The organism is Roseateles sp. (assembly GCF_039595595.1).
In the GTDB taxonomy this organism is placed as follows: domain Bacteria; phylum Pseudomonadota; class Gammaproteobacteria; order Burkholderiales; family Burkholderiaceae_C; genus Roseateles.
Genome location: NZ_JBCNLG010000028.1, coordinates 15,885 through 36,799 on the forward strand (window position 1 = coordinate 15,885; position 20,915 = coordinate 36,799).

General features: G+C 67.5%; 20 protein-coding genes. 13 read left to right on the forward strand and 7 right to left on the reverse strand.

The window, feature by feature from the left end; translation table 11 throughout:
* Window positions 1-6 precede the first annotated feature (6 nt).
* Window positions 7-930 (reverse strand): branched-chain amino acid ABC transporter permease, encoded by a 924-nt coding sequence (locus ABDW61_RS22550; RefSeq protein ID WP_343641956.1) that lies wholly within the window; start codon window positions 928-930, stop codon window positions 7-9.
* A 270-nt stretch (window positions 931-1,200) separates the two neighbouring features.
* On the opposite strand from ABDW61_RS22550, the gene ABDW61_RS22555 reads away from it, so the two are divergent.
* On the forward strand, window positions 1,201-3,099 hold the full coding sequence (locus ABDW61_RS22555; protein ID WP_343641957.1) for an ATP-binding protein: 1,899 nt from the start codon (window positions 1,201-1,203) through the stop codon (window positions 3,097-3,099).
* Window positions 3,092-4,432 (forward strand): sigma-54 dependent transcriptional regulator, encoded by a 1,341-nt coding sequence (locus tag ABDW61_RS22560; RefSeq protein ID WP_343641958.1) that lies wholly within the window; start codon window positions 3,092-3,094, stop codon window positions 4,430-4,432. The genes ABDW61_RS22555 and ABDW61_RS22560 overlap by 8 nt, the downstream gene beginning before the upstream one ends.
* A gap of 231 nt (window positions 4,433-4,663) precedes the next feature.
* Here ABDW61_RS22560 and ABDW61_RS22565 read toward each other — a convergent pair whose 3' ends face one another.
* On the reverse strand, window positions 4,664-5,038 hold the full coding sequence (locus tag ABDW61_RS22565; protein ID WP_343641959.1) for a response regulator: 375 nt from the start codon (window positions 5,036-5,038) through the stop codon (window positions 4,664-4,666).
* A 284-nt stretch (window positions 5,039-5,322) separates the two neighbouring features.
* On the opposite strand from ABDW61_RS22565, the gene ABDW61_RS22570 reads away from it, so the two are divergent.
* Genes ABDW61_RS22570 through ABDW61_RS22590 form a run of 5 tightly spaced genes read left to right on the forward strand, consistent with a single transcriptional unit; the run spans window position 5,323 to window position 10,963 of the window.
* Window positions 5,323-5,934: a biliverdin-producing heme oxygenase gene (locus tag ABDW61_RS22570; RefSeq protein ID WP_343641960.1), complete on the forward strand. Its 612-nt coding sequence runs from the start codon at window positions 5,323-5,325 to the stop codon at window positions 5,932-5,934.
* Window positions 5,931-8,207, forward strand: a complete 2,277-nt coding sequence (locus ABDW61_RS22575; protein ID WP_343641961.1) for an ATP-binding protein — start codon at window positions 5,931-5,933, stop codon at window positions 8,205-8,207. The genes ABDW61_RS22570 and ABDW61_RS22575 overlap by 4 nt, the downstream gene beginning before the upstream one ends.
* An 11-nt stretch (window positions 8,208-8,218) precedes the next feature.
* A complete protein-coding gene (locus tag ABDW61_RS22580; protein ID WP_343641962.1) occupies window positions 8,219-8,677 on the forward strand; it encodes a response regulator in 459 nt (152 codons plus the stop codon).
* Window positions 8,678-8,680: 3 nt separating this feature from the next.
* Complete coding sequence (locus ABDW61_RS22585) at window positions 8,681-10,702, forward strand: response regulator (protein ID WP_343641964.1); 2,022 nt, start codon at window positions 8,681-8,683, stop codon at window positions 10,700-10,702.
* Window positions 10,703-10,759: 57 nt separating this feature from the next.
* A complete protein-coding gene (locus ABDW61_RS22590; RefSeq protein WP_343641966.1) occupies window positions 10,760-10,963 on the forward strand; it encodes a hypothetical protein in 204 nt (67 codons plus the stop codon).
* Between the two features lie 284 nt (window positions 10,964-11,247).
* Here ABDW61_RS22590 and ABDW61_RS22595 read toward each other — a convergent pair whose 3' ends face one another.
* Together ABDW61_RS22595 and ABDW61_RS22600 are read right to left on the reverse strand one after the other, a co-directional pair.
* Complete coding sequence (locus ABDW61_RS22595) at window positions 11,248-11,643, reverse strand: type II toxin-antitoxin system RelE/ParE family toxin (protein ID WP_343641968.1); 396 nt, start codon at window positions 11,641-11,643, stop codon at window positions 11,248-11,250.
* A gap of 151 nt (window positions 11,644-11,794) precedes the next feature.
* A complete protein-coding gene (locus ABDW61_RS22600; RefSeq protein ID WP_343641970.1) occupies window positions 11,795-12,571 on the reverse strand; it encodes a glycosyl hydrolase in 777 nt (258 codons plus the stop codon).
* Between the two features lie 516 nt (window positions 12,572-13,087).
* Between ABDW61_RS22600 and ABDW61_RS22605 the strand changes: the two genes are divergently transcribed.
* The 3 genes from ABDW61_RS22605 to ABDW61_RS22615 all read left to right on the forward strand — a co-directional run bounded on the left by ABDW61_RS22605 (window position 13,088) and on the right by ABDW61_RS22615 (window position 17,185).
* Window positions 13,088-13,414 carry an EthD family reductase gene (locus ABDW61_RS22605; protein ID WP_343641972.1) on the forward strand — a complete coding sequence of 109 codons (327 nt, stop codon included), beginning with the start codon at window positions 13,088-13,090 and terminating at the stop codon, window positions 13,412-13,414.
* Between the two features lie 456 nt (window positions 13,415-13,870).
* On the forward strand, window positions 13,871-14,479 hold the full coding sequence (locus tag ABDW61_RS22610; protein ID WP_343641974.1) for a hypothetical protein: 609 nt from the start codon (window positions 13,871-13,873) through the stop codon (window positions 14,477-14,479).
* 651 nt (window positions 14,480-15,130) lie between these two features.
* Complete coding sequence (locus ABDW61_RS22615; protein ID WP_343641976.1) at window positions 15,131-17,185, forward strand: LamG-like jellyroll fold domain-containing protein; 2,055 nt, start codon at window positions 15,131-15,133, stop codon at window positions 17,183-17,185.
* A gap of 5 nt (window positions 17,186-17,190) precedes the next feature.
* Here the strand turns inward: ABDW61_RS22615 and ABDW61_RS22620 are convergent, their stop codons facing one another.
* Window positions 17,191-17,673 carry a GreA/GreB family elongation factor gene (locus tag ABDW61_RS22620; RefSeq protein ID WP_343642005.1) on the reverse strand — a complete coding sequence of 161 codons (483 nt, stop codon included), beginning with the start codon at window positions 17,671-17,673 and terminating at the stop codon, window positions 17,191-17,193.
* 151 nt (window positions 17,674-17,824) lie between these two features.
* On the opposite strand from ABDW61_RS22620, the gene ABDW61_RS22625 reads away from it, so the two are divergent.
* From ABDW61_RS22625 to ABDW61_RS22635, 3 genes are all read left to right on the forward strand, one after another.
* The gene (locus tag ABDW61_RS22625) at window positions 17,825-18,229 is read left to right on the forward strand and encodes a GFA family protein (protein ID WP_343641978.1); all 405 of its coding nucleotides are present in this window, start codon (window positions 17,825-17,827) and stop codon (window positions 18,227-18,229) included.
* A gap of 148 nt (window positions 18,230-18,377) precedes the next feature.
* A complete protein-coding gene (locus tag ABDW61_RS22630; RefSeq protein WP_343641979.1) occupies window positions 18,378-18,782 on the forward strand; it encodes a hypothetical protein in 405 nt (134 codons plus the stop codon).
* A gap of 7 nt (window positions 18,783-18,789) precedes the next feature.
* Entirely contained in the window at window positions 18,790-19,401 is a 612-nt protein-coding gene (locus ABDW61_RS22635) for a hypothetical protein (protein ID WP_343641980.1), read from the forward strand.
* Between the two features lie 193 nt (window positions 19,402-19,594).
* On the opposite strand, the gene ABDW61_RS22640 is transcribed toward ABDW61_RS22635, so the two are convergent.
* Window positions 19,595-20,317 (reverse strand): hypothetical protein, encoded by a 723-nt coding sequence (locus tag ABDW61_RS22640; RefSeq protein WP_343641981.1) that lies wholly within the window; start codon window positions 20,315-20,317, stop codon window positions 19,595-19,597.
* A 148-nt stretch (window positions 20,318-20,465) separates the two neighbouring features.
* A complete protein-coding gene (locus tag ABDW61_RS22645; RefSeq protein ID WP_343641982.1) occupies window positions 20,466-20,909 on the reverse strand; it encodes a hypothetical protein in 444 nt (147 codons plus the stop codon).
* Window positions 20,910-20,915: the final 6 nt, after the last annotated feature.

Genomic DNA, 20,915 nt, shown 5'->3' on the forward strand with positions numbered 1-20,915 from the left:
GGCTCCTCAGGCGCGGTCGGCGACGCGTTCGCCCAGCAGGCCGGACGGACGCAGCGTGAGCACCAGGATCAGCGCGATGAAGGCGAAGATGTCGGCGTAATGGCTGCCCAGCACGCCGCCGGTCAGGTCGCCGAGGTAGCCGGCGCCAATGGCTTCGATCAGGCCCAGCAGCACGCCGCCGACCATCGCGCCGGCGAGATTGCCGATGCCGCCCAGCACCGCGGCGGTGAAGGCCTTCAGGCCGGGCATGAAGCCCATCGAGTGCTGCACGGTGCCGTAGTTGGCGGCCCACATCAGGCCGGCCACCGCGGCCAGCGCGGCGCCGATGATGAAGGTCAGCGAGATCACCGCGTCAGGCTTGACGCCCATCAGCGCGGCCACGCGCGGGTTCTCGGCGGTGGCGCGCATCGCGCGGCCCATCTTGGTGTGGTTCACCAGGAACAGCAGGCCGCCCAGGATCACGACGGTGGACACCAGGATCAGCACCTGCGTCACGGTGATCACCGCGCCGCCGATCTGGATCGGGTCGGTGGGCAGCAGTTGCGGGAAGGGCTTGGGGTTGGGCTTCCAGATGATCATGGCCAGCGTCTGCAGCAGCAGCGACATGCCCATGGCGGTGATCAGCGGGGCCAGTCTGGGCGCATTGCGCAGCGGCCGGTAGGCGATCTTCTCGATCGCGAAGTTGAGCAGCGTGCAGACGACGATCGCGCACACCAGCGCGATGATCATCAGCAGCCAGCCCGGCAGGCCCGCGCCGGCCAGCGCCGTGACGACGGTCCAGCTCACCAGCGCGCCGGCCATCAGCACCTCGCCGTGGGCGAAGTTGATGAGGTTGATGATCCCGTACACCATCGTGTAACCCAGTGCGACGAGGGCATACATGCTCCCGAGCACCAGGCCGTTGATGATCTGCTGAAAAAGTATCTCCATAAGGCCCCAGCGTGTTGTTTGGCCACGGCTCGCGCCGCGTGACGAGGATCGGGGTGCAACCCCCGTGCCAGTCCGTCGATTTCAAGGGTAATCACCGACGAAGTGCGATACGTGCGCACCCGCCGAGCTTGTGTTCCCAGTCTCGGCCACGCCACGCGGTGCGGAAATCCGCACAAACCGCCTCGACAGCCGGGCGAATCCTCGCCAGTCACAAAAAAGCCGCCCCGGCGGGTGCGTGGCGCGCGCCAACTTGGGCACACTGGGCGGCGCATGTCGTCTCTCATGGAACCGGTGGTCACGTCCTCCTTCGCCTCGTCCTCGCTGAGCCAGCGGCTGGGCGTCTTCCTGAGCCGGCCCAGCTTCTACCTGTACCTGACCGGCATGCTGATGCTGGCCGGGCTGCTGCTGGGCCACCGGCTCAGCGAGCGCGCCAGCCTGGACCAGCTCAGCGCGCTGGCCACCGAGCGGCTCGAGCTCTACGCCTCCAACCTGCAGACCGAGCTGGGCCGCCACGCGTATCTGCCCAGCCTGCTGGCCATCGACGACGCGGTGGTGCGGCTGGTCGACCATCCCGATGACGAGGCGCAGCGCAAGGCCGCCAGCCTGATGCTGGCGCGCGTGAACGTGCGCGCGGGCACGACGCAGATCTTCGTGGCCGATCCGGGCGGCCGCGTGCTCGCCGCCAGCGAACCGCTGACCCCGCCGGCGCGGCTGCAGCAGGCCATCGAGCAGGACCGCCATCACTTCTTCGCGTCGGACGCCGGTCAGGCGGGGCTGAGCGGCTCGACCAACTTCTTCCTGCTGCACCCGCTGCGCCGCAACCAGCAGTTGCTGGGCGTGATCGTGGTGAAGCTCAACCTCGCGCCGCTGGAATCGACCTGGGTCGACCTGGGCCTGAGATCGCAGGGCGAGCGCATCCTGGTCTCGGACGACCAGGGCGTGGTCATCATGAGTTCGGTGGAGGACTGGCGCTACGCGGTGCTCAACCGCGCCGACGTCGAGCGCCGCGACCGCCTGCAGGCCAGCGCGCGCTATCCGCGCGTGGGGCCCGACCTGAACCTGCCGCCGGCGCTGGAGGCCTACAACAGCCAGCTGGTGCGGGCGCCCGCCCCGGCCAGCACGACGCTGCTGGCGCAGGAGCGTCAGCTGCTGCCGCTGGGGCTGCGGCTGCTGGCGCTGTCCGACCTGTCCGAGGTGCGCCGCCAGGCGCGCCTGGCGGCGTGGAGCGGCGCGGCCTTCGGCGCGGCGATCGGCATGCTGCTGCTCTACCTCGCGTCGCGGCGGCGCGCGCTGCGGCAGCTGTTCCACGCCAAGACCGAGCTGCAGAACGCGCATGCGCAGCTGGAGCGGATCGTCGACGAGCGCACGGCGGAACTCCGCCAGATCAACGAAGAGCTGCTCGAGCAGATCGCCCAGCGCCGCCAGGCCGAGGGCGAACTGCTGCAGACCAGCAAGCTGGCGGTGCTGGGCCAGATGTCGGCCGGCCTGTCGCACGAGGTCAACCAGCCGCTGACGGCGCTGCGCGCGCTGGCACGGAATTCGCAACGGCTGCTGGAGGCCGGCCGCACGCAAGCGGTCGCGGACAACCTGCAGACGATGGACGACATGGTCGAGCGCATGGGACGGATCACCCGCCAGCTCAAGAGCTTCGCCCGCAAGGCGGAGCCGGCGCGCGCGTCCGTGTCGCTGCTGGCCTGCGTCGACAACGCGCGGCTGCTGCTGGAGCACCGCACCCGCGCGCTGGACCTGCAGATCGAGGTCGAGGTGCCGGCGGGGCTGCGCGTCAGCGCCGAGTCCAACCGGCTCGAGCAGGTGCTGGTGAACCTGCTGGCCAACGGCATCGATGCGATCGCGTCCGAGCCCGCGCACGACGGCCACGAGCGCCGCCTGCGCGTGGCGGCCGTGCCGGCCGACGAGGGCCGGCGCGTGCGCGTGCAGGTGCAGGACAGCGGACCGGGGCTGAGCGAATCGCTGCTGCCGCGGCTGTTCGAGCCGTTCTTCACCACCAAGCCCGCGGGCGAAGGCCTGGGGCTGGGGCTGGTGATCTCGTCCAAGATCGTCCACGAGTTCGGCGGCGCGCTGAAGGCGCACCGTCTCGAACAGGGCATGAGTTTCGAATTCGACCTGGAGGTCGATACCTGGCAGGCCGAGGAGGGTCAGTATGTTTGAGGGCTACAAGGTCGTGTTCGTCGAGGACGACCTGCCGGTGCGGGTCAGCCTGACCCAGACGCTGGAGCTCGAGGGGTTGAGCGTGGTGCCATGCCGCTCCGCCGAGGAGGCGCTGCCGCACGTGCAGCCCGGCGCGCCGGTCATCGTCATCACCGACGTGCGGCTGCCCGGCATGGACGGGCGCGCGCTGCTGGCGCACGTGCAGGCGACCGATCCGCAGATCCCGGTGATCCTGATCACCGCGCATGGCGACGTGAACATGGCGGTGCAGGCCATGCGCAACGGCGCCTACGACTTCATCGAGAAGCCATTCGCCCCCGAGCGGCTGCTGGACACCGCGCGGCGCGCGCTGGACCTGCGGCTGCTGCGCCATTCGGCGGACGAGCTGCGGGCGCAGCTCTCCGCGGCCAGCGGCATCGAGGCGGCGCTGCTGGGCAAGTCGGCGGCGATGCAGCAGCTGCGGCGCCAGGTGCTCAACCTGGCATCGACCTCGGCCGACGTGATGATCCTGGGCGAGACCGGCACCGGCAAGGAACTGGTCGCGCGCTGCCTGCACGACCAGAGCCCGCGCCGCGATCGGCATTTCGTCGCCATCAATTGCGGCGGCCTGCCCGAGGCGCTGTTCGAGAGCGAACTCTTCGGCCACGAGTCCGGCGCGTTCACCTCGGCCGGCAAGCGCCGCATTGGCAAGATCGAACACGCCAACGGCGGCACGCTGCTGCTCGACGAGATCGAGACCATGCCCGTGCCGCTGCAGATCAAGCTGCTGCGGGTGCTGCAGGAAAGACGCGTGGAGCGGCTGGGCTCGAACGAGGAACAGCCGATCAACGTGCGCTTCATCGCGGCCAGCAAGGCCGACCTGAAGGAAATGGGCGAACGCGGGCAGTTCCGCAGCGACCTGTACTACCGGCTCAACATCGCCACGCTGGTGCTGCCGCCGCTGCGTGAACGCCGCGAGGACATCCCGCTGCTGTTCGAGCACTTCGTGGCGCAGGCCTGCAAGCGCTACGAGCGCCCCGCGCCGGAACTCACGCCCGACAAGCTGCGCGAACTGATGGCCCACGACTGGCCCGGCAACGTGCGCGAAATCCGCAACGCGGCCGACCGGTTCGTGCTGGCGCTCGACGACCTGGACAGCTCGGCCGCCCTCCAGGCAGTGCCGAATCTGGCGCTGGCGCGGCAGATGGAAATGGTCGAGAAGGCGCTCATCGAACAGGCGCTGCGGCGCTCCGGCGGGAAGGTGCCCGCGGCGATGGAGTTGCTCGGGACACCGCGCAAGACGCTCTACGACAAGCTGCACCGGCACGGGATCCAGCTCGACGATTTCCGCTGAATCGTTCTACCGGGCGCTTGAAACACCCTCGCCCCGGTACGGGGAGAGGGAGGGGTGAGGGGGGGTGGCAGTACGCCGTGCTACTTGCACGCCTCCCCCTCTCCCCTGCCCTCTCCCCCCTCGCGGGGGGCGAGGGAGTTCTTGCGGAGATCGCAGCACGCTTGCGTTCAGGCGCTCAGGCGCTCAGGCGTCCAGGCGCTCAGGCGCTCAGGCGTCCAGGCGCTCAGGCGTTCAGGCCGCCTGCCGCGTGCCCCGGATCGCGCGGTCGAGCACTTCCTTCAACTGATCGATCGTGGCGGGCTTGACCAGATACGCCGTCGCACCGCGGCGGATCGCCTCCGCCGCATCGCCAGCATTGGAGGTGCCCGTCAGCATGACGATCGTCATGGGGCCCTCGCGCAAGGCCTCGGACAGGAAATCCATCCCCTGACCATCCGGAAGCGCACGGTCCAGGATCAGGACGTCGGGGCGATGTTCGGACAGTCGCAACCGCGCGTCGCGCAGGCTCGCGGCCGTCGCCACCGTGTAGCCCTCCAGCTCGAGAAGAATGCCCAGCGTCTCGCTGGACTCAAGGTTGTCGTCGACGATGACGGCATGGAGTGGCATGGCAAACCCTGCGGCAAGACGTCCAGAAGAATCACCCGCGCGCGCGACAATCCGGCCGCAACACCAGACCCCATCCACACCTCGCAGGCAAGCGATCTCCCGACACGGCAATTTCCGTGCCCTCACCCGCCGCAAAGCCGCCTGCCGGCCTCCCCCTTCTTCGAGGGGGCGGGACGGGAAATTGCCCCCGCGACTCCTCCCTGTCATTTCCACCCACGCAGCCGCGGGCGCCAGGACGTCACCGCCCTGCCCGCCAGGACCTGCCGCCGAATGCCCCAGCGCCCATGACGACCGACGCCCCGATCGACACCGACCTCCTCCCCCGCCTGCGGCGCTGCACCCGCCCGCTGCATGACGACATCGAGGCCCTGCTCGGCCTGGAGGCGCCGATGCCGATCGCGCGCTACGGCCGCATCCTGCGCGGCTTCCACGAGTTCCTCCAGCTCTGGGAACCGCGCGTGCGCCACGCGCTGCCGCCGGCGCTGCGGCCGTGGTTCGACGGCCGCGGCCGCGCCAGCCTGGCCGCGCGGGACATCACCGCCCTGTCCGTCCCCGAGGACGCGCCGCTGCGCGCCGCCGCCCGGACCGCCCAGCAGCGCATCCGGCTGGACTCGCCGGCCGCGGCGATGGGCTCGCTTTACGTGATCGAGGGCTCGGCGCTGGGGGGCCAGGTGTTGACACCGCGCCTGCTCGCGGCGCACGGCCTGACCCCGGAGCGCGGCGCCGCCTACTTCAACGGCTTCGGCGCGCACACGGGCGCGATGTGGCGCGAGTTCCGCCAGTTCGCCGACGCCCAGGCCGGCCAGGACGCCGCGAGCCGCTCCGCGGCCTGCCGCGCCGCGGTCCAGACCTTCAAGGCGTTGATCGACACCTTCGACCCGGTGGCTGCGCCATGACGCCCGTGCCCGCCGACAAGACGCTGACCGCGCTGCAGCTCGCCCATTGCGCCAGCGAGCCGATCCGCGTGCCCGGGGCCATCCAGCCGCACGGCTGGCTGGCCGCGGTGGATGTGCGCCAGGGCAGCCTGATCGCCTACAGCGTGAACTGGACGGCGCTGCTGCCCTCCCCCGGCGACCTGCTCCCCGCGCGCATCCAGGGAGCGCTGGATCCGGTGATCGCCGGACGCCACGCCCTGATCGACGGCGAAGGCCCCGTGTCCTGCGGCGCGTTGACGATCGGCGGCCGCCGGCTGCATGTGTCGGGACACCGGCTGGGCGAGCTCGCCTACTTCGAGCTCGAGCCCGACGCCGAGGACGCCGGCGCCCGCGCGCCGATCTACAGCCTGGCGCGCCATCTCGTGCCGTTGATGCAGCGCACCGGCGCGGTCGGCGAGCTGTGCCGCGTCGTCGTCACCGAGATGAAGCGGCTGACCGGCTTCGGCCGCTGCCTGGCCTACCGTTTCGACGCCGACGGCCACGGCGAGGTGCTGGCCGAGGCCGCCGATCCGGGCTACGACCTGTACGCGGGCCATCGCTTCCCGGCCTCGGACATTCCGCCGCAGGCGCGCGAGCTCTACCGCATCAACCACATCCGGCTGATCGGCGACGCGAACTACGAGCCGGTGCCGGTGCGCTTCGTCGATGGCCGCGACGCCGCGACGCTGGACCTGTCGCAGGCGGCGCTGCGCAGCGTGTCGCCGGTGCACCTCGAATACATGCGCAACATGCGCACGCTGGCGTCGATGTCGGTGTCCATCGTGGTCCGCGGACAGCTGTGGGGACTGGTGTCCTGTCACGACCACGCGCCGCGCCAGCTGTCCTGGCAGACGCGCATGGCCTGCGAGCACCTGGGCCAGCTGCTGTCGCTGCAGATCGAGGCGAAGGAAGAGAACGAGCAGGTGTCCGAGCAATTGCGCCTGCGTCAGCTGACGCTGGCGATCGTCTCGCAGCTGGCCGACAGCGACGCGACGCTGCAGCGCCTGGTCGACGAGCCCGGCCCGCTGCTGCGGCTGGGACGCGCGGCTGGCGCGGCGGTGATCCTCAATGACCGCTGCTGGTCGGTGGGCGAGACGCCGGACCACGACACGCTGCTCGAGCTCGGCCAGTGGCTGGCCCACCGCGTCGATCAGGTCTGGCACAGCGACCGGCTGCCGGTGGAGGCGCCATCGCTGAGCGGCTCGATGGGCGCGATGACGGGCTTGCTGGCGATCTCGATCTCGCGGCTGCACCGGCACCACATCGTCTGGTTCCGGCCGGAGATCGCCCAGACCATCGTCTGGGCCGGCGATCCGCGCAAGGAGGCCGCGGCCGGGCCGCACGCGCGGCTGAGCCCGCGCCGCAGCTTCGCGAGCTGGAAGGAGCACGTCAGCGGCCGGTCGCTGCCGTGGACGCCCGGCGAGATCCATGCGGTGCGGGAGCTGCGGCAGGCGCTGATCGGCATCGTGCTGCGGCGCGCCGAGGAGATGGCCGAGGTGGCGATGGAGCTGGGCCGCGTCAACAAGGAGCTGGAGGCCTTCTCGTACACCGTCTCGCACGACCTGCGCGCGCCGATGCGCCACATCGCGGGCTTCGTGGACCTGGTGCTGGAGATGGAGGGCGAGGCGCTCTCCGCGCGCGCGCAGCGCTACCTCGCGCATGTGAAGGAGGCGTCGGCGCACGCGGGACAGCTGGTGGACGCGCTGCTCGACTTCTCGCGCATGGGCCGCTCGGCGATCAAGCATGGGTCGATCCACACCGATCACCTGATCGAGGACCTGATCGCCGAGCAGAACACCCTGACCAAGGGCCGCGCCATCGAGTGGGTGGTGCAACGCCCGCTGCCGCGGCTGTGGGGCGACCCGCTGCTGCTGCAGGTGGCCATCCGCAACCTGGTCTCCAACGCGGTGAAGTACACGCGGCCGCGCGAGCTGGCCCGCATCGAGATCACCGGCATCGAGGACGAGACCGGCACCGGGCTGAGCGTGCGCGACAACGGCGTGGGCTTCCAGATGAAGTACGTCGGCAAGCTGTTCGGCGTGTTCCAGCGCCTGCATCAGAACGAGGCCTTCGAGGGCACCGGCATCGGCCTGGCGAGCGTGCGCCGCATCGTCGAGCGCCACGGCGGACGCGTCGACGCCTGGGGCCAGCCCGAGGGCGGTGCGTGCTTCAGCTTCACCGTGCCCACGCGCGCCATGCTGGAGGCGCCTTCCGGCGACACTCCGTCCCTTCCCTCACCGAGAACCGACGACTGACGACCGACGCCATGTTGAAGCCCATCCTTCTTGTCGAAGACGATGCCCGCGACCTTGAGCTGACGCTGGTCGCGCTCGAACGCAGCCAGCTCGCCAACGAGGTGATCGTGGTGCGCGACGGCGCCGAGGCGCTGGACTACCTGCTGCGCGAAGGCGCGCATGCCGGCCGCGCCGAAGGCAACCCGGCGGTGATCCTGCTGGACCTGAAGCTGCCGAAGGTGAACGGGCTGGAGGTGCTCAAGGCGGTGCGCGCCACCGAGTCGCTCAAGAGCGTGCCGGTGGTGATGCTGACCTCGTCGCAGACGGAGTCGGACGTGGTGCAGAGCTATGAGCTGGGCGTGAACGCGTACGTGGTCAAGCCGGTGGACTTCAAGCAGTTCGTGGCGGCGATCGCGGACCTGGGCGTGTTCTGGGCGGTGCTGAACGAGCCGCCGCCCGGATCGCTGCGCGCCGCGCGGCGCTACGAATGAGCCATGGCTGAACCGATGACGCCCCCCGGATCGTCGACCGCGACGGCGCGCGCCGCGCAGACGGCGGCCAGCGCGCCGCCGCTGGAGATCCTGCTGCTCGAGGACTCGACCTTCGATGCGGAGCTGCTGCTGGCCTCGCTCGAGTCGACGCATCCGCGGGCGCGGGTGACCTGGGTGAAGGACGAGGCGGGGCTGCTCGGGGCGCTGGAGACGCAGCGTTTCGACCTGATCCTGTCGGACTACCAGCTGCCGGGCTTCACCGGCGCGGAGGCGCTGGCGCTGGCGCAGGAGCGGGTGCCGGGAACGCCATTCATCTTCGTGTCGGGCGTGATCGGTGAGGAGAACACGGTGGAGCTGCTCAAGCGCGGCGCCACCGACTACGTGATGAAGGGCCGGCTGGCGCGGCTGCCGGTGGCGATCGACCGGGCGCTGCGCGAGGTGCGCCAGCGCGACGCCCAGCATCAGGCCGAGGCGCAGCTGCGCGAGGCCGACGCGCTGTACGCGCGGGTGGTGGATTCGCTGCAGGACCACGCGGTGATCCTGCTGGACGCCGAGGGCCTCATCCGGGAATGGAACCGCGCGGCCGGGACCATCTTCGGGCATGCGCTGGACGATGTGCGGGGCCTGTCGGCGGAGATCCTGCTGACGCCGGAGGACCGGGCGGCCGGCGTGCTCGAGAACGAACTGGCCGTGGCGCTGACGCTGGGCCAGGCGCGCGACGACCGCTGGCTGATGCGGCGGGACGGCTCGCGGCTGCGCGCCGAGGGCGTGGTGACGCCGCTGTTCAGCGCATCGGGGGCGCCGACGGGGTTCTCGAAGATCATCCGCGACACGACGCCGGCCTACGAGGCGCAGCAGGCGCTGCGGCTCGGCAAGGAGGAGGCGGAGCGGGCCAACGAGTTGAAGGACCAGTTCCTGGCGGTGCTGTCGCACGAGCTGCGTTCGCCGCTGAGCGCGATCACGGGCTGGGCCGACATCCTGGGGAACTTCGCGGACGCGCATCCGCTGCTGGGCAAGGCGGCGGCGGTGATCCGGCGCAACGCGCAGCTGCAGGCGCGGATGATCAACGATCTGCTGGACATGAGCGCCGTGGTGGCGGGCAAGCTGGTGCTGCAGCCGGCGCCGCTGGACCTGGCGGCGCTGGCGTCGGAGGCGGTGCTGGGCGCGCTGCACGAGGCGCAGGGCAAGGGCGTGGCACTGAACTGCCACGCGCCGGCGCCGGTGTGGATCCCGGCGGACGCGCAGCGCTTGTCGCAGGTGATGGCGAACCTGATCGGCAATGCGATCAAGTTCACCGACGGCGGCGGCCGTGTGGACGTCGAGGTGGACGTGGACGAGGGCTGGGCGCGCGTGCGTGTGCGCGATACCGGGCGCGGCATCTCGCGCGAGTTCCTGCCCTATGTCTTCGAGCGGCTGCGGCAGGAGGACGGCTCGTCGACGCGCAAGGTGGGCGGGCTGGGTCTGGGGCTGGCGATCGCGCGCGCGATCGCGGAGCTGCATCACGGACGGATCAGTGCCGACAGCCCGGGGCCGGGCGGCGGCGCGGTGTTCGAGCTGAGGCTGCCGCTGCTCAAGGACCAGGGGCTGCGCCCGCCGCCGGCGGCGGAGCCGGTGGCCTTGTCGGAGGACCTGCTGGCCGGCGTGCGGGTGCTGCTCGTCGATGACGAGGAGGATGCGCGCGAGGTGGGCCAGGTGGCGCTGAGCCGGCTGGGGGCGCGGGTGGATGTCGCGGCGAGCGCGGCGCAGGCGCTGGAGCGGCTGACGAAGGAGCGTTTCGATCTGCTGGTGTCCGACATCGGGATGCCGGAGATGGATGGACGCTCGCTGATCCGCGCGGTGCGGCAGTTGCCGGGAGGCAGCGCCGAGGAGCTGCCGGCGGTGGCGCTGACGGCGTTCGCGATGGTGGCGGACCGTCAGGAGGGTCTGGCGGCGGGATTCCAGGGGTATGTGGCCAAGCCGATCGAGCTCGGGGCGCTGACGCGGACGATTCAGGACGTGCTGGGCAGCAGGACGGGCTCGGACTGAGCGGTCAGTGCCGGGCCTTGCCAGGGCATGGCGCATCCATAAGCGGACGTTCTCCCTTTGCCGCTCCTTCGCAACCGCCTTGCGCGCTACCACCGTCTGGCGTCGCGAGGCGAGTCGCCGCTGCTGGTGGTGCCCTCGGTGATCGTGCCGGAAGAATCGAACGTCCTTATCAATCCGGCACACGCCGCCATCAAGAGTGTCACGGCGACCAAACTGCGCGCCTGGCAATACGACCGGCGGCTCAAGCAGAGCCGCCTGTGAGTCACCTGCGGAGAACAGCGCTCAACGATCGGCGAACCCATGAATCACTGCAGGCCACGGCATCGATCGAGGCTGGCGCAGTCCTCGGCAGCCTTCAGCGACGCGATGTGCGGCGGCCCGCAGCGCTGAGCGCCCTCGCCTTGCGGGGCCGGATCGCTTCGGCGGGGAGCCTCGGCTGAAGCCGCGGACGATGCCGGGCCTGGACCGCCATGTAGGTCGCCCGATCGACGAGTCCCGCCCGCTTGAGGTCGAAGTAGGTCATCAAGATCATTCGGTCGAAAGGCCTAAGAGATTTGTGCATCGCAATTCACCTTGGAGAGGATTCCGTCATCGAGCTGTCGCGCACGCTGGCGCTCCGTCAGCGACAGGAACTCCTTCGCGGCCCGACGGCATTCGAGGTCCTCGGCAGCGCTGATGTTGGCCCTATCGCTCTTCGCGAAACCGTAGATGAAAAGCCAGTAGCCGGACCCATGCCGCGCGACGAACGTCCGATAGCCGCCACGCTTTCCTTGACCGATCCTCGCGAGTCGCTTTTTCAAAAGCGCGCCGCCCAGATCCGCATCGATCAAGCCCCGGGCCATTTCGACCACGGCCCGACAGAGATCACGATCTCCCAGCCCCTGTTGGCGCATCCATCGGCGAAACCAACGCATAGCAAAGACTGCCACTTCGACCTCCACGCATCGCTGCGGTGAAGGTCAGTGCCGGGTCTTGACATCGACTGATTCGTCCTGAGGACGGCCTACTGATGAGGGGCGGCGACTCCCCCGCTCGGGGGAGAGCCATATGCGTTGAGGCTGCAGGCCCAGCCGCGCCGGGCCTGCCCCGGATTCACTTCACAGTGACCGAGAAGTTCTTCGAGCCGAAGTTCATGCCGCCGGCCGAGGACGTGATTTCGAAGCCGTACTGCACGTCGCCCACGACCAGGTCACCCATCCAGCCGAGGTTCTTCAGATAGTTGAGGATGGCGCGCACGTCGACTGTCGTGTTGTTGGTCTTCGTCGTGCGCAGGAACGAATACACCATGTTGTTGCCGTTGTTGCCGCGGTAGACGTTCCAGGTGGAGCCGCCCACGGAGACATTGGTGTAGACGGGAATGGCGCAGCCGGCGGAGGTCCAGTTGTAGGAGATCGGCTTGACGTTGCCGCAGCCGCCAGGCGTGCCGGTGTAGTTCAGCCAGAGCATGATCTCGTGGGCGTTGTTGCCGACCCAGATGTCGTAGGTGGACTCCCAGGCGCCGCCGGAGGGGGTGGTCGCGCTGACGGTCGAGGTCAGCGTGGCGAGTGAGCTGATCGTGCGGTTGACCGTGTAGCTGATGTGCGGATAGGACTTGATCCCGCCGGTGTTGGGCTGATCGGACCAGACGCCCCAATCAGCGTTGGAGTTGGCCCAGATGGTCTGGGCGCCGGCGGCCAGGTTGCTGCAGGGCGACCAGACGTCGTTGTTGAAGCCGTAGCTCCCGTAGCTCCAGGTGGCGAAGAGATTGGACGCCGAGCACGACGAAGTCGCTGGCGACGAGGCGGCCCAGGTGGCGGCCTGCGCGCCCGAGGCGGCGCAGGCCAGGGTGACGAAGGCTGCCGCGAGCAGCTGGCGGTGGGTTGATTCCATGGTCTCCGTGTCCTTGTTGTTGAGAGGCGCCGAGCCATCCGATCCGGGCGGCGTGTCCATCGGCGAATTAATTCGAGCCCTCAACAATTAGTTCAACCATCGGGATTACCCGCGCCGGTCCTCAGCGATCGCTCACGAGCGAGCGTCATGGATTCCTGGCGGCTCGACTGCGGCGGACCTCCGGCTCGTCCATGACAAACTGCCATACAGGAAACGCCTCGAGATCCGAGGCCGTGAGTTCGTCGACTGGTTTGCGTGTGGTAAGTGTGGGCGGCATGGTCTGCACTTCAAGGAAACGGCGACGAGTGTCGCGAATCGCGGAGGCCCGGGCAGTCATCGACTACCCTCACTGCCGGGCTTCAATCCGGACGTCGTCAGGTCGCTCCGCTTTCAGGCAGGCTGACCGCGTCGTCGGCTTCCTTCATGGAGCGGTGTCCGGACCCAAGCGTGTCCAGCTTCAGCACCCGATCTCGCATTCATTCCCCCGCTCGATTCATTCAGCAACAGGAGCACCCGATGATCAAAGTCAGTGTCATGTACCCGTACGCGGCAGGCGCGCGATTCGACCACGCGTACTACCGCGACAAGCACATGCCCATGGTGAAGCAGCGGCTCGGCGCGGCGTGCCTGTACTACACGGTGGACAAGGGCATCGCTGGGGGCGCGCCAGGCGCCGACCCGGTCTACGTGGCCCGATGCGATTTCATCTGCACCTCCCTCGAAGCCTTCATGGCAGCCCGCGCCCCGCACGCGCAGCAGATCAGGGACGACATCGCCAACTACACCGACATACAACCGGTGCTGCAGGTCAGCGAGGTGGTGGTGGAGCGGTCGGACGTCTGAATCGAGGCAACGGGCTTCGCATTGACCTCACAGAAGTAATGCAAGCTAGCCACCTTTACTGAATGAGTGGATCCAGTGAAACGAGTCGTCTTGCGCTTGCTGCTTTCGTGCGCCGTCGGTGGGGCGGCGTGGGTCGGCATGGCTTCAGCCTTGCTGGCATGGCTCCTTCCGGCGGTCGACCCCGGTACAGACGATCTCGGAGTTGGCCTGGTCGCCGCCTGCATCTTCGTTCCGACCTTGTACTTGGCGGCGGTAGGGGTCGTCGCATTCAACGTCCTCGCTTGGCGCGCCGACTTGCGCAGGCATCACCGTTGTGCGCCTGCGTTTTGCCACGAGGCTGCTCGTCATGGCGACGCGCGGAGAAGCGCTAGGCATGGCTGATCAAAGCAACGTTGTGGCCTTCAGGGTTCGAATCCGGCTGCAAGAAAACTCGGACCGGCGTCGACGGAGTTTTCCTTGCTCGGCTCTCAGCAACGGATGGCGGTCGCCAGATATCTCGACCACATCGCAGCACGACACATCGAGGCGGTGCGAAGTGAGTGCTGGGAGGACGTTCTGGCGGATGCCATGCAATCGTGGTCGGTTCATGACGGAGACCTCAGTGCAAGCGCCATGAACGCGTACGAGATCGCTTCTTTCGGAGCCGCTTCCCTCGACCGTCTGCTCGCTGATGTCGGTCGGACGAGAGCAGCGGGAACGGCCAATGTTTTCAGTGCCATTCGTACGTTCGTGGCTGGGGCTCGCGGTTACTTGGTGCGGTGGCCCAGCGAGATCGGACCGGACTCTGAAGACCTGAGCGTCTTCACGCATGACGGGAATGTGTTCCTGGTCCAACGCGACTGGCTGGGCATTGAAACGCTCATTGGAGAGTTGCGTGCATCACGCGCCTACGTCCGCGTCGAAGTCGCCGACGCGCTGTTCTGCGCGCTGCAATGTCTTACGAAGGGGGATTCGCCCCCCCTGCCCCGCCGCGAGGAGGTTTGGTGGATCAGTTATCTCAAGCGAGGCGACCCGGTGACATTGACCGGAAGCCCAGGTTCCGGCTGGGCAGAGCTCGGCCGCTGATCAAAGACAGATGCACCGTGCCAAGCCCCTGCGCCAATCGTGATATTGGGCCGCGCCCAATCTGCATCGGAACATCCTCTGGCTGACATCGCGACATCTGAATCAGTTCGTTTCACTTCGGTGAGGACAGCGTTCGGAATGCTGGTCTACCTTCGCACGCCGACGAGGAGTATCAAGGTGTCGAAGAGATCTGTGGACCACGCCAGCAACCTGAATGACGTCCCGGATCCGGCACGTCGAACGCTGTCATTGGGTCTGGGGCTGTTTCCCATGCTGCCGCTGCTGCCCGGATGCAGCGGCGGTCCGAACAATGAAGCGGGCACCCCGGTGCTCGGCACTGCATCAGAAACGAAGGGCGCGCCGGAGTTCGTCATGCCGCCTGCGTCGACCGGCGCTCCGTCGCCCGTGCCTGCGCCGGTGCCAGCTCCTGCAGCCTCTCCAGTCCCGGTGGCACCAGCACCATTGCCCCCATCGGCGCCCGCGCCCGCGCCCGTACCCTCTCCTGCACCCGCACCCGCACCCGCACCCGCACCCGCACCCGCACCCGCACCTGCCCCAGTACCTGCACCGGCGCCGGCACCCGCATCGGCGCCTGCGCCTGGCGCTGCGCCTGCCCCACCGCCGGAACCTGCCCCGGCCTCAGCGAGCGGCGTGTTCCGCCACCCGGGGTTGCTTGTCACCGAAGACGACGCCGTCCGCATCCGAGCGCTCATCAAGGCCGGCCAAGAGCCTTGGGCCGGCTGGTGGAACAAGCTTTGCGCCGATCGCTTCGCCACCCTGAACACCCGGCCCTCCCCTTTGCCGGCTGTCTACCGGGCCGACGGCAGCAAGAACAACCTGTACAACGACATCTGGCGCGCCTGGACCCTGGCCTTGCGTTGGAAGCTGTCCGACCCTCAGGACAATCGCTATGCCGACAAGGCAGTGGAGTTCCTGGACGCCTGGGCAAACACGCTGAAGGAAATCGGTACCGTGCCGCCGGGATCCACTGCCCACGATGACCACACCTTCATCATCCTGGCTGGCATTCAAGGTCACCAGTTGGCGCAGATCGGCGAGATCCTGCGCACCTACCCCGGCTGGGCGCCGGAGAACTTCAAGCGCTTCCAAGAGATGCTGCTCAATGTGTTCGCATCCATCTCGTCGAGGTTCCTGAAGGACGTTCACCTGGGGTCTCACGCGAATTGGGACATGGCCTCCCTGTGCGGTGCCCTGGCCATCGGCGTCTTCTGCGACCGGCCTGACCTGTACCGGCAGGCTTGCGACTACTTCGCGGGCGACGGCCGCGGCAAGCTGGCGATGTTCGGCAATGGCTCCATCGTGCATGGCGTGTATTTCATGCACCCGGGCCACTTCGGGCAGTGGGAAGAGAGCGGCCGCGACCAGGGCCACGCGACACTGGGCATGTCGCTGGGCGGTGACTTGCTGGAGATGGCCTGGAATCAGGGCGACGATCTCTACGGTCTGCATAACAACCGTTTCCTCGCGGCGGCCGAGTACGTGGCGCGCTCCAATCTGCTGGACGAGAACGGCAAGAACTATCCGATGCCCTATGCGCGCGAACAGGACCCATCGCAACCCCACACGCGGCTGTGGACCAGCGTCAACTATGGCCAGCACGGCCGCAATGCGTGGGAGCCGATCTACAACCACTATGTGAACCGCATGGGACTGGCTGCACCCAATGTCGCGCGCATGGTGAAGTTGTGCGAGCCGAAGTACGGCGGCAGCAGCGACGACGTCTGGTGGCCGACGCTGATCCATCGCCGCCCGGGCTATGCCGGGCCGATCAAGCCGGCGTCGGGCCTCACGGCCCATGTGCGCGGCGACCAGGTCGTGCTGTCCTGGTGGGGCAGCGTCGGCGCCACCGCTTATGCCGTCAAGCGTGGCACCCGGGCTGCGGGGCCGTTCGCGCTCCTGGGCACGGTATCGGCCGACGAGGTGCTGACCTACACCGATACGCCGCCCGGTGGCATCTGGTTCTACCAGGTCACCGCCCAGGGTGCGGGCAGTGCGGGCGGCGGCTCGAACGTGGTGCGGGCCGCCATGCCTGGCGAGTTGCGCCTGGCGATGCCGCTGAACGATGCCAGTCGCACGGGCACCATCGGCACGCTGATGCGGCCAGACGGAAGTTCGGCCACGGTGAACGGCGTGTTGCTGGACGGCGCTGCGTGGGGCCCTGGGCGCCGCAACGACAAGGCCATCGTGTTCGACGGCAAAGCGGCGGCGTTGCAGCTGCCCCCTGGGGTGTTCAGCGGCCTGGAAGATTTCACCGTGTCCCTGTGGGCCTATGCAAATTCGCTGCACTGGGACACCGGCCTGTTCTTCGCCGGACGCGATGGCTTCTCTTTCATGAGCATCGTGCCCCAGGGGGGCGCGGGCGGAATGCGTTTCTCGATCGCCGGCGCCGGTCACAACGACGCGCAGGTTGTGGAGGCCGGGAGTGCCATGCCCATCCGGCGCTGGGTCCACGTGGCGGTCACGCTTCAGGCGGGCACCGGGCGGCTGTACCTGGATGGCAAGGAGGTGGCGAGATCGGACGACATGCTGCTTTCACCCCACCAAGTGGGCGATCAGGTGATCTTCCTCGGGCGCGACTGCACCGGGGCCGGAACGGCGCACCCGTCCTTCAATGGCCGCGTCCAGGACTTCCGTGTTCACGCAGGTGCGTTGAGCGCGGCGGACATCGCAGCTGAGGCCCGTTGAGCGGCTCATTGAACCCACAGGACCTCGAACTGCCGCCGGATGCCAGCGACCTGGATCAAAACCTCGTCGCCTTCGCATTTGCCCAGCATGGCCTGGGCCAATGGGGCATCGGTGCTGAGGACCTGAACGGTTTGAGCGTCGCTCATCAACGTCATGCTGCCTCCATCGGGGCCGAGAAAGAGATGTTGCTGCCGGTTGTCGGCATCGACCAGGCAGACCAGCGCGCCGAGCTGAATGCCTTTCGCGGCGTCGTAGACGCCTGGGCGGAACTGACGCCAAGCAGCCATCGCCTGGCGGATGGCTTCGGCGCGGCGGGCTTGGCCGGTGGCCAGATAGGCGGCCTCCAGGCCCAAGGTGTCGTACTTGTTTTCGGCGATGTTCTCTTCGTGAGTCGCCGTTTCATGCGCCGCGCGCGCCGCCTGTTCGACATGCAGCAGGTCTTCGGCGAGCCGTTCCAGCACTTGCTGCTGCAGCAGGAATTTATCCATGAAGAGAGTGGGAATTTCGGAGAAGCGGTAGCCGGACAGAACGCGGCCTTGCGCCACCGCCGCCAGCGCTATAGTCACTTTTCCTTCTCGGGGCTGTGATCACCTCGCGCCCGCCGCTCGGTTTGCCAAGCATTGTCATAAAGGATTGCGCATGCTCAAGGAAGTTGGGGGAGTTGCCATACTCCCGAAGCATCGGGCGACCTGTCATTGTGGCGCTGTCGAGTTGGAGCTATCCCTTCCCAACGGCATCGAGAAACCGCGTCGCTGCGACTGCTCCATCTGCCGGCGCAAGGGCGCCGTGGTGGCCTCCGTGCCGCTGTCAGGGCTGCGCATTGTCAAGGGCGAAGAGCATCTGAAGCTCTACCAGTTCAACACGCACACGGCCCGCCACTACTTCTGCGGCATCTGCGGCATCTACACGCATCACCAGCGCAGATCCAACCCGGAGCAATACGGCTTCAACGTCGGCTGCCTGGAAGGTGTGAACCCGTTTGCCATCCCGGATGTCCCGGTGGAAGACGGCGTCAATCACCCGGCGGATCGCCATCGCGCATAGCCGCGCGTCAACTGACCTGCCACACAGACAGCCCGTAGAACAGGTCTCAAAGGGCCACTCCCATTCCTTCCCTATGGTCGCCACGGCCGAATACACCCACTTGTCTCCTCGCCGACTGCTCTGCTTCTTGACTTGTCTCGCGGGCGGCATGGCGGCTTTGGTCTTCTATCTGCATCTGGCTCGCTCCGGCTCGTTTGAGCTGCGCCAGGTTCAACTCGTAGAGAGCCACTGGGCAGAGAAGACGATCACGCACCGGAACACGCCCAGGCGTTTCACGGTTCTCTCCGTTGGGCTGCTTGACCGTGGACAACCGCTGAGCGTGGAAATCGGCGACATGGAGCGGGCCCGCGCATTTCTGGATACCCAACGGCCGGGCAATGAGGTGCCGCTCTGGGTGTCTGCGGACGGCTCGCAGCTTCATCGGCCGTCGGTCTTCGACTTGGCGCCGTACGCACTGGGGCTGTCCATCGCCGCAGTTCCGATTGCGATCCTGTCAGCGCTGCTGGCTTTCCGTCCTGGACTGCGGCAACGCACGTCGCCGGGTCAACGGTAGTCCTCCCATGGGCATCTACGCGATGTTCTGGCATTGCCATCCAGAGGGACTGGCACAAGAACTGTTATCTGGGCCGCTTGAAGAATTCTCAGCGTGGTGCCAACAGACTGCTGCAGACTTCCCTGACGACATCGAGCCTTCGTCGCTCTCTCTTTTGAACGCGATTCGAGCCCGAAGCATGACCGCGCTCAAGGCGACGACCAGCGATGAAGCCACTGCCATTGATCGCCTCGTGGACGCCTATTTCGGCCTGTTCTGCGATTCAGATCGTCGCGACCTGAAACGCGCCGCGCACCCTTCCCTGCTCCGAGCTCGCTATTTTCAGGGGATGTTTGGAAGCTCAAGGGAGACGAGCCAATGCCCTGCCGCATTCGACCTGTGGCGTTTCACGCTCACCGGGCGTGGCGTAGGGCGTGACTCGGATGCGTTCCCATATCGTTCCGGCGACGGCGTCTATCGGCTGGCTTACTGGACCTTGGGCGAAGTGGCCGTTCTGGACGATGCGTTTTCCGCAAATGCCGTGGCGGGTGATGTTGATCGCGATGCTGTCGCTGCAGCGCGGGCAGCCGTATCGACAGCACGTGCACAGCGGACAGGGTTGATCGTGGAGATCGCGTAGGTCGCCTCGCGAGGTGATTGGCGATTCGCAGGCGCTGTGGCGCTGGCGTTCTGTCGGCTCAGTGGCGGCCGGGTGTTCAACAATTCGGGAGAGTTGGATGGCAGTCCCAGCTTTGACAAATCGACCTTGCTATCCGCTTTCTACGCGGCCTTCATCACACGTCGATCACCGCGGCGGCGCCGTGTAGCAAACGCTAGCCGACCACCAGATAGTCGCCATCCTTCTTCACCACGTAGTGGCTGGATATGCCCACGACGGGCGTCGCGACACAAAGGACGCTGAGGCTCGCCAAGCTGGGATCAGGCTCGTTCCTGTCCAGGAACTCTCCGATCATCCCCTTGGTCGCCAATTCGTCTGCAAGCTCCAGGTTTCCCGAGCGTTTCATGCTGGCCCAGCGCTGCTTGCTCGGGGCTTCTCCGGTACTGGGCTCGGCGGTATCGACATGGCCGACGCGCGTCTCTCCTGAATGGTTGTAGACCGCCATGGTGCATCCCGTGAATGGCCCACTGATCGTTTGGAGACCATTCATCGGCGTGTAGCTGATCGCGCCCGCAACGTACGGCAGCACATTCACCGGTTGATTGCCGCGACCGTCAGCGAAGAACGTGACTGTGCTGCCATCCGCCGTGTAGCTGCCTTCCATGCCCTTCCTGACCTGCCCGTCGTCGTTGCCGATGACACCGCCGCCATCCAGGAAGCGCGCGAGCCCTTTGATGGTTGTTCCTCTTCTGAGGGCCAATCCGGCCGCAGCCTCGTCCATGTCGGGTGACGTGGCGTCCGGCGCCTTGGATGAGCGCGACTGCAGGCTTGCGTTGCTCTGCGGCTGCGCTTGTTTCTTGGGTCCCGTCGAGGTTTGGGCGTCATCGATGCATTGAGTCGATGGGCGACCCCAACATGACAGACCAGTAAGCTTCACGGCGGGCTCCGTCGATGTGAATGGTCGGCCAGTGTGTGGCCGACGCATGAAAGCCTCCCGCGAGAAGCGAACCCCTGCATGCCATGGCGAAGACGCTCCGGCAACGGCGACCGACATCCGGCGCAGGGTCACCCGATGCCTGGAGCCCTCACGCCGGCAGGAGCTGCCACCGCACGATGGCCTCCAACGACGGAAACTCCGCCGCCCCCTTGTCCGTTCGCAAACGCAGCAGGTAATACACGGCGCCCTGTGCTGGCGTGGACTCCAGCTCCAGCAGCAGCACTCGCGGCGGCCGCGGCGCGAAGAGCCCGTCCGCAGGCTCCCCCGCGTGATTGACCAGGTCGCCCGAGATGGACTGCACCGCGAAGAGCTCGATGTCGATCCGAACGGGCATCGGCACCCGCTGCGCTGCCCTGCCCATCCCGATCGCCGTCAACGCCCGTCGGGCCCGCGCGCGCCAGTTCGTTTCGGCCAGACGGCACTCGATCGCCAGCCGCAGATGCCGGCCGGGCACGTCCTCGAACGGCGCCAGCGACACCAGCCATCGATCCGATCCAGTCGGCGGCAGTCCCGCGAAGACGTCGTCGTTCACCGCGGC

Excerpts from the sequence above, each read along its gene's own strand:
- ABDW61_RS22570 (WP_343641960.1), top strand. The coding sequence starts at position 5,323 with ATGACGACCGACGCCCCGATCGACACCGACCTCCTCCCCCGCCTGCGG.
- ABDW61_RS22605 (WP_343641972.1), top strand. The coding sequence starts at position 13,088 with ATGATCAAAGTCAGTGTCATGTACCCGTACGCGGCAGGCGCGCGATTC.
- ABDW61_RS22625 (WP_343641978.1), top strand. The coding sequence starts at position 17,825 with ATGCTCAAGGAAGTTGGGGGAGTTGCCATACTCCCGAAGCATCGGGCG.
- ABDW61_RS22635 (WP_343641980.1), top strand. The coding sequence starts at position 18,790 with ATGGGCATCTACGCGATGTTCTGGCATTGCCATCCAGAGGGACTGGCA.
- ABDW61_RS22575 (WP_343641961.1), top strand. The coding sequence starts at position 5,931 with ATGACGCCCGTGCCCGCCGACAAGACGCTGACCGCGCTGCAGCTCGCC.
- ABDW61_RS22555 (WP_343641957.1), top strand. The coding sequence starts at position 1,201 with ATGTCGTCTCTCATGGAACCGGTGGTCACGTCCTCCTTCGCCTCGTCC.
- ABDW61_RS22585 (WP_343641964.1), top strand. The coding sequence starts at position 8,681 with ATGGCTGAACCGATGACGCCCCCCGGATCGTCGACCGCGACGGCGCGC.
- ABDW61_RS22550 (WP_343641956.1), bottom strand. The coding sequence starts at position 930 with ATGGAGATACTTTTTCAGCAGATCATCAACGGCCTGGTGCTCGGGAGC.
- ABDW61_RS22565 (WP_343641959.1), bottom strand. The coding sequence starts at position 5,038 with ATGCCACTCCATGCCGTCATCGTCGACGACAACCTTGAGTCCAGCGAG.
- ABDW61_RS22580 (WP_343641962.1), top strand. The coding sequence starts at position 8,219 with ATGTTGAAGCCCATCCTTCTTGTCGAAGACGATGCCCGCGACCTTGAG.
- ABDW61_RS22620 (WP_343642005.1), bottom strand. The coding sequence starts at position 17,673 with ATGGATAAATTCCTGCTGCAGCAGCAAGTGCTGGAACGGCTCGCCGAA.
- ABDW61_RS22560 (WP_343641958.1), top strand. The coding sequence starts at position 3,092 with ATGTTTGAGGGCTACAAGGTCGTGTTCGTCGAGGACGACCTGCCGGTG.
- ABDW61_RS22630 (WP_343641979.1), top strand. The coding sequence starts at position 18,378 with ATGGCGGCTTTGGTCTTCTATCTGCATCTGGCTCGCTCCGGCTCGTTT.
- ABDW61_RS22600 (WP_343641970.1), bottom strand. The coding sequence starts at position 12,571 with ATGGAATCAACCCACCGCCAGCTGCTCGCGGCAGCCTTCGTCACCCTG.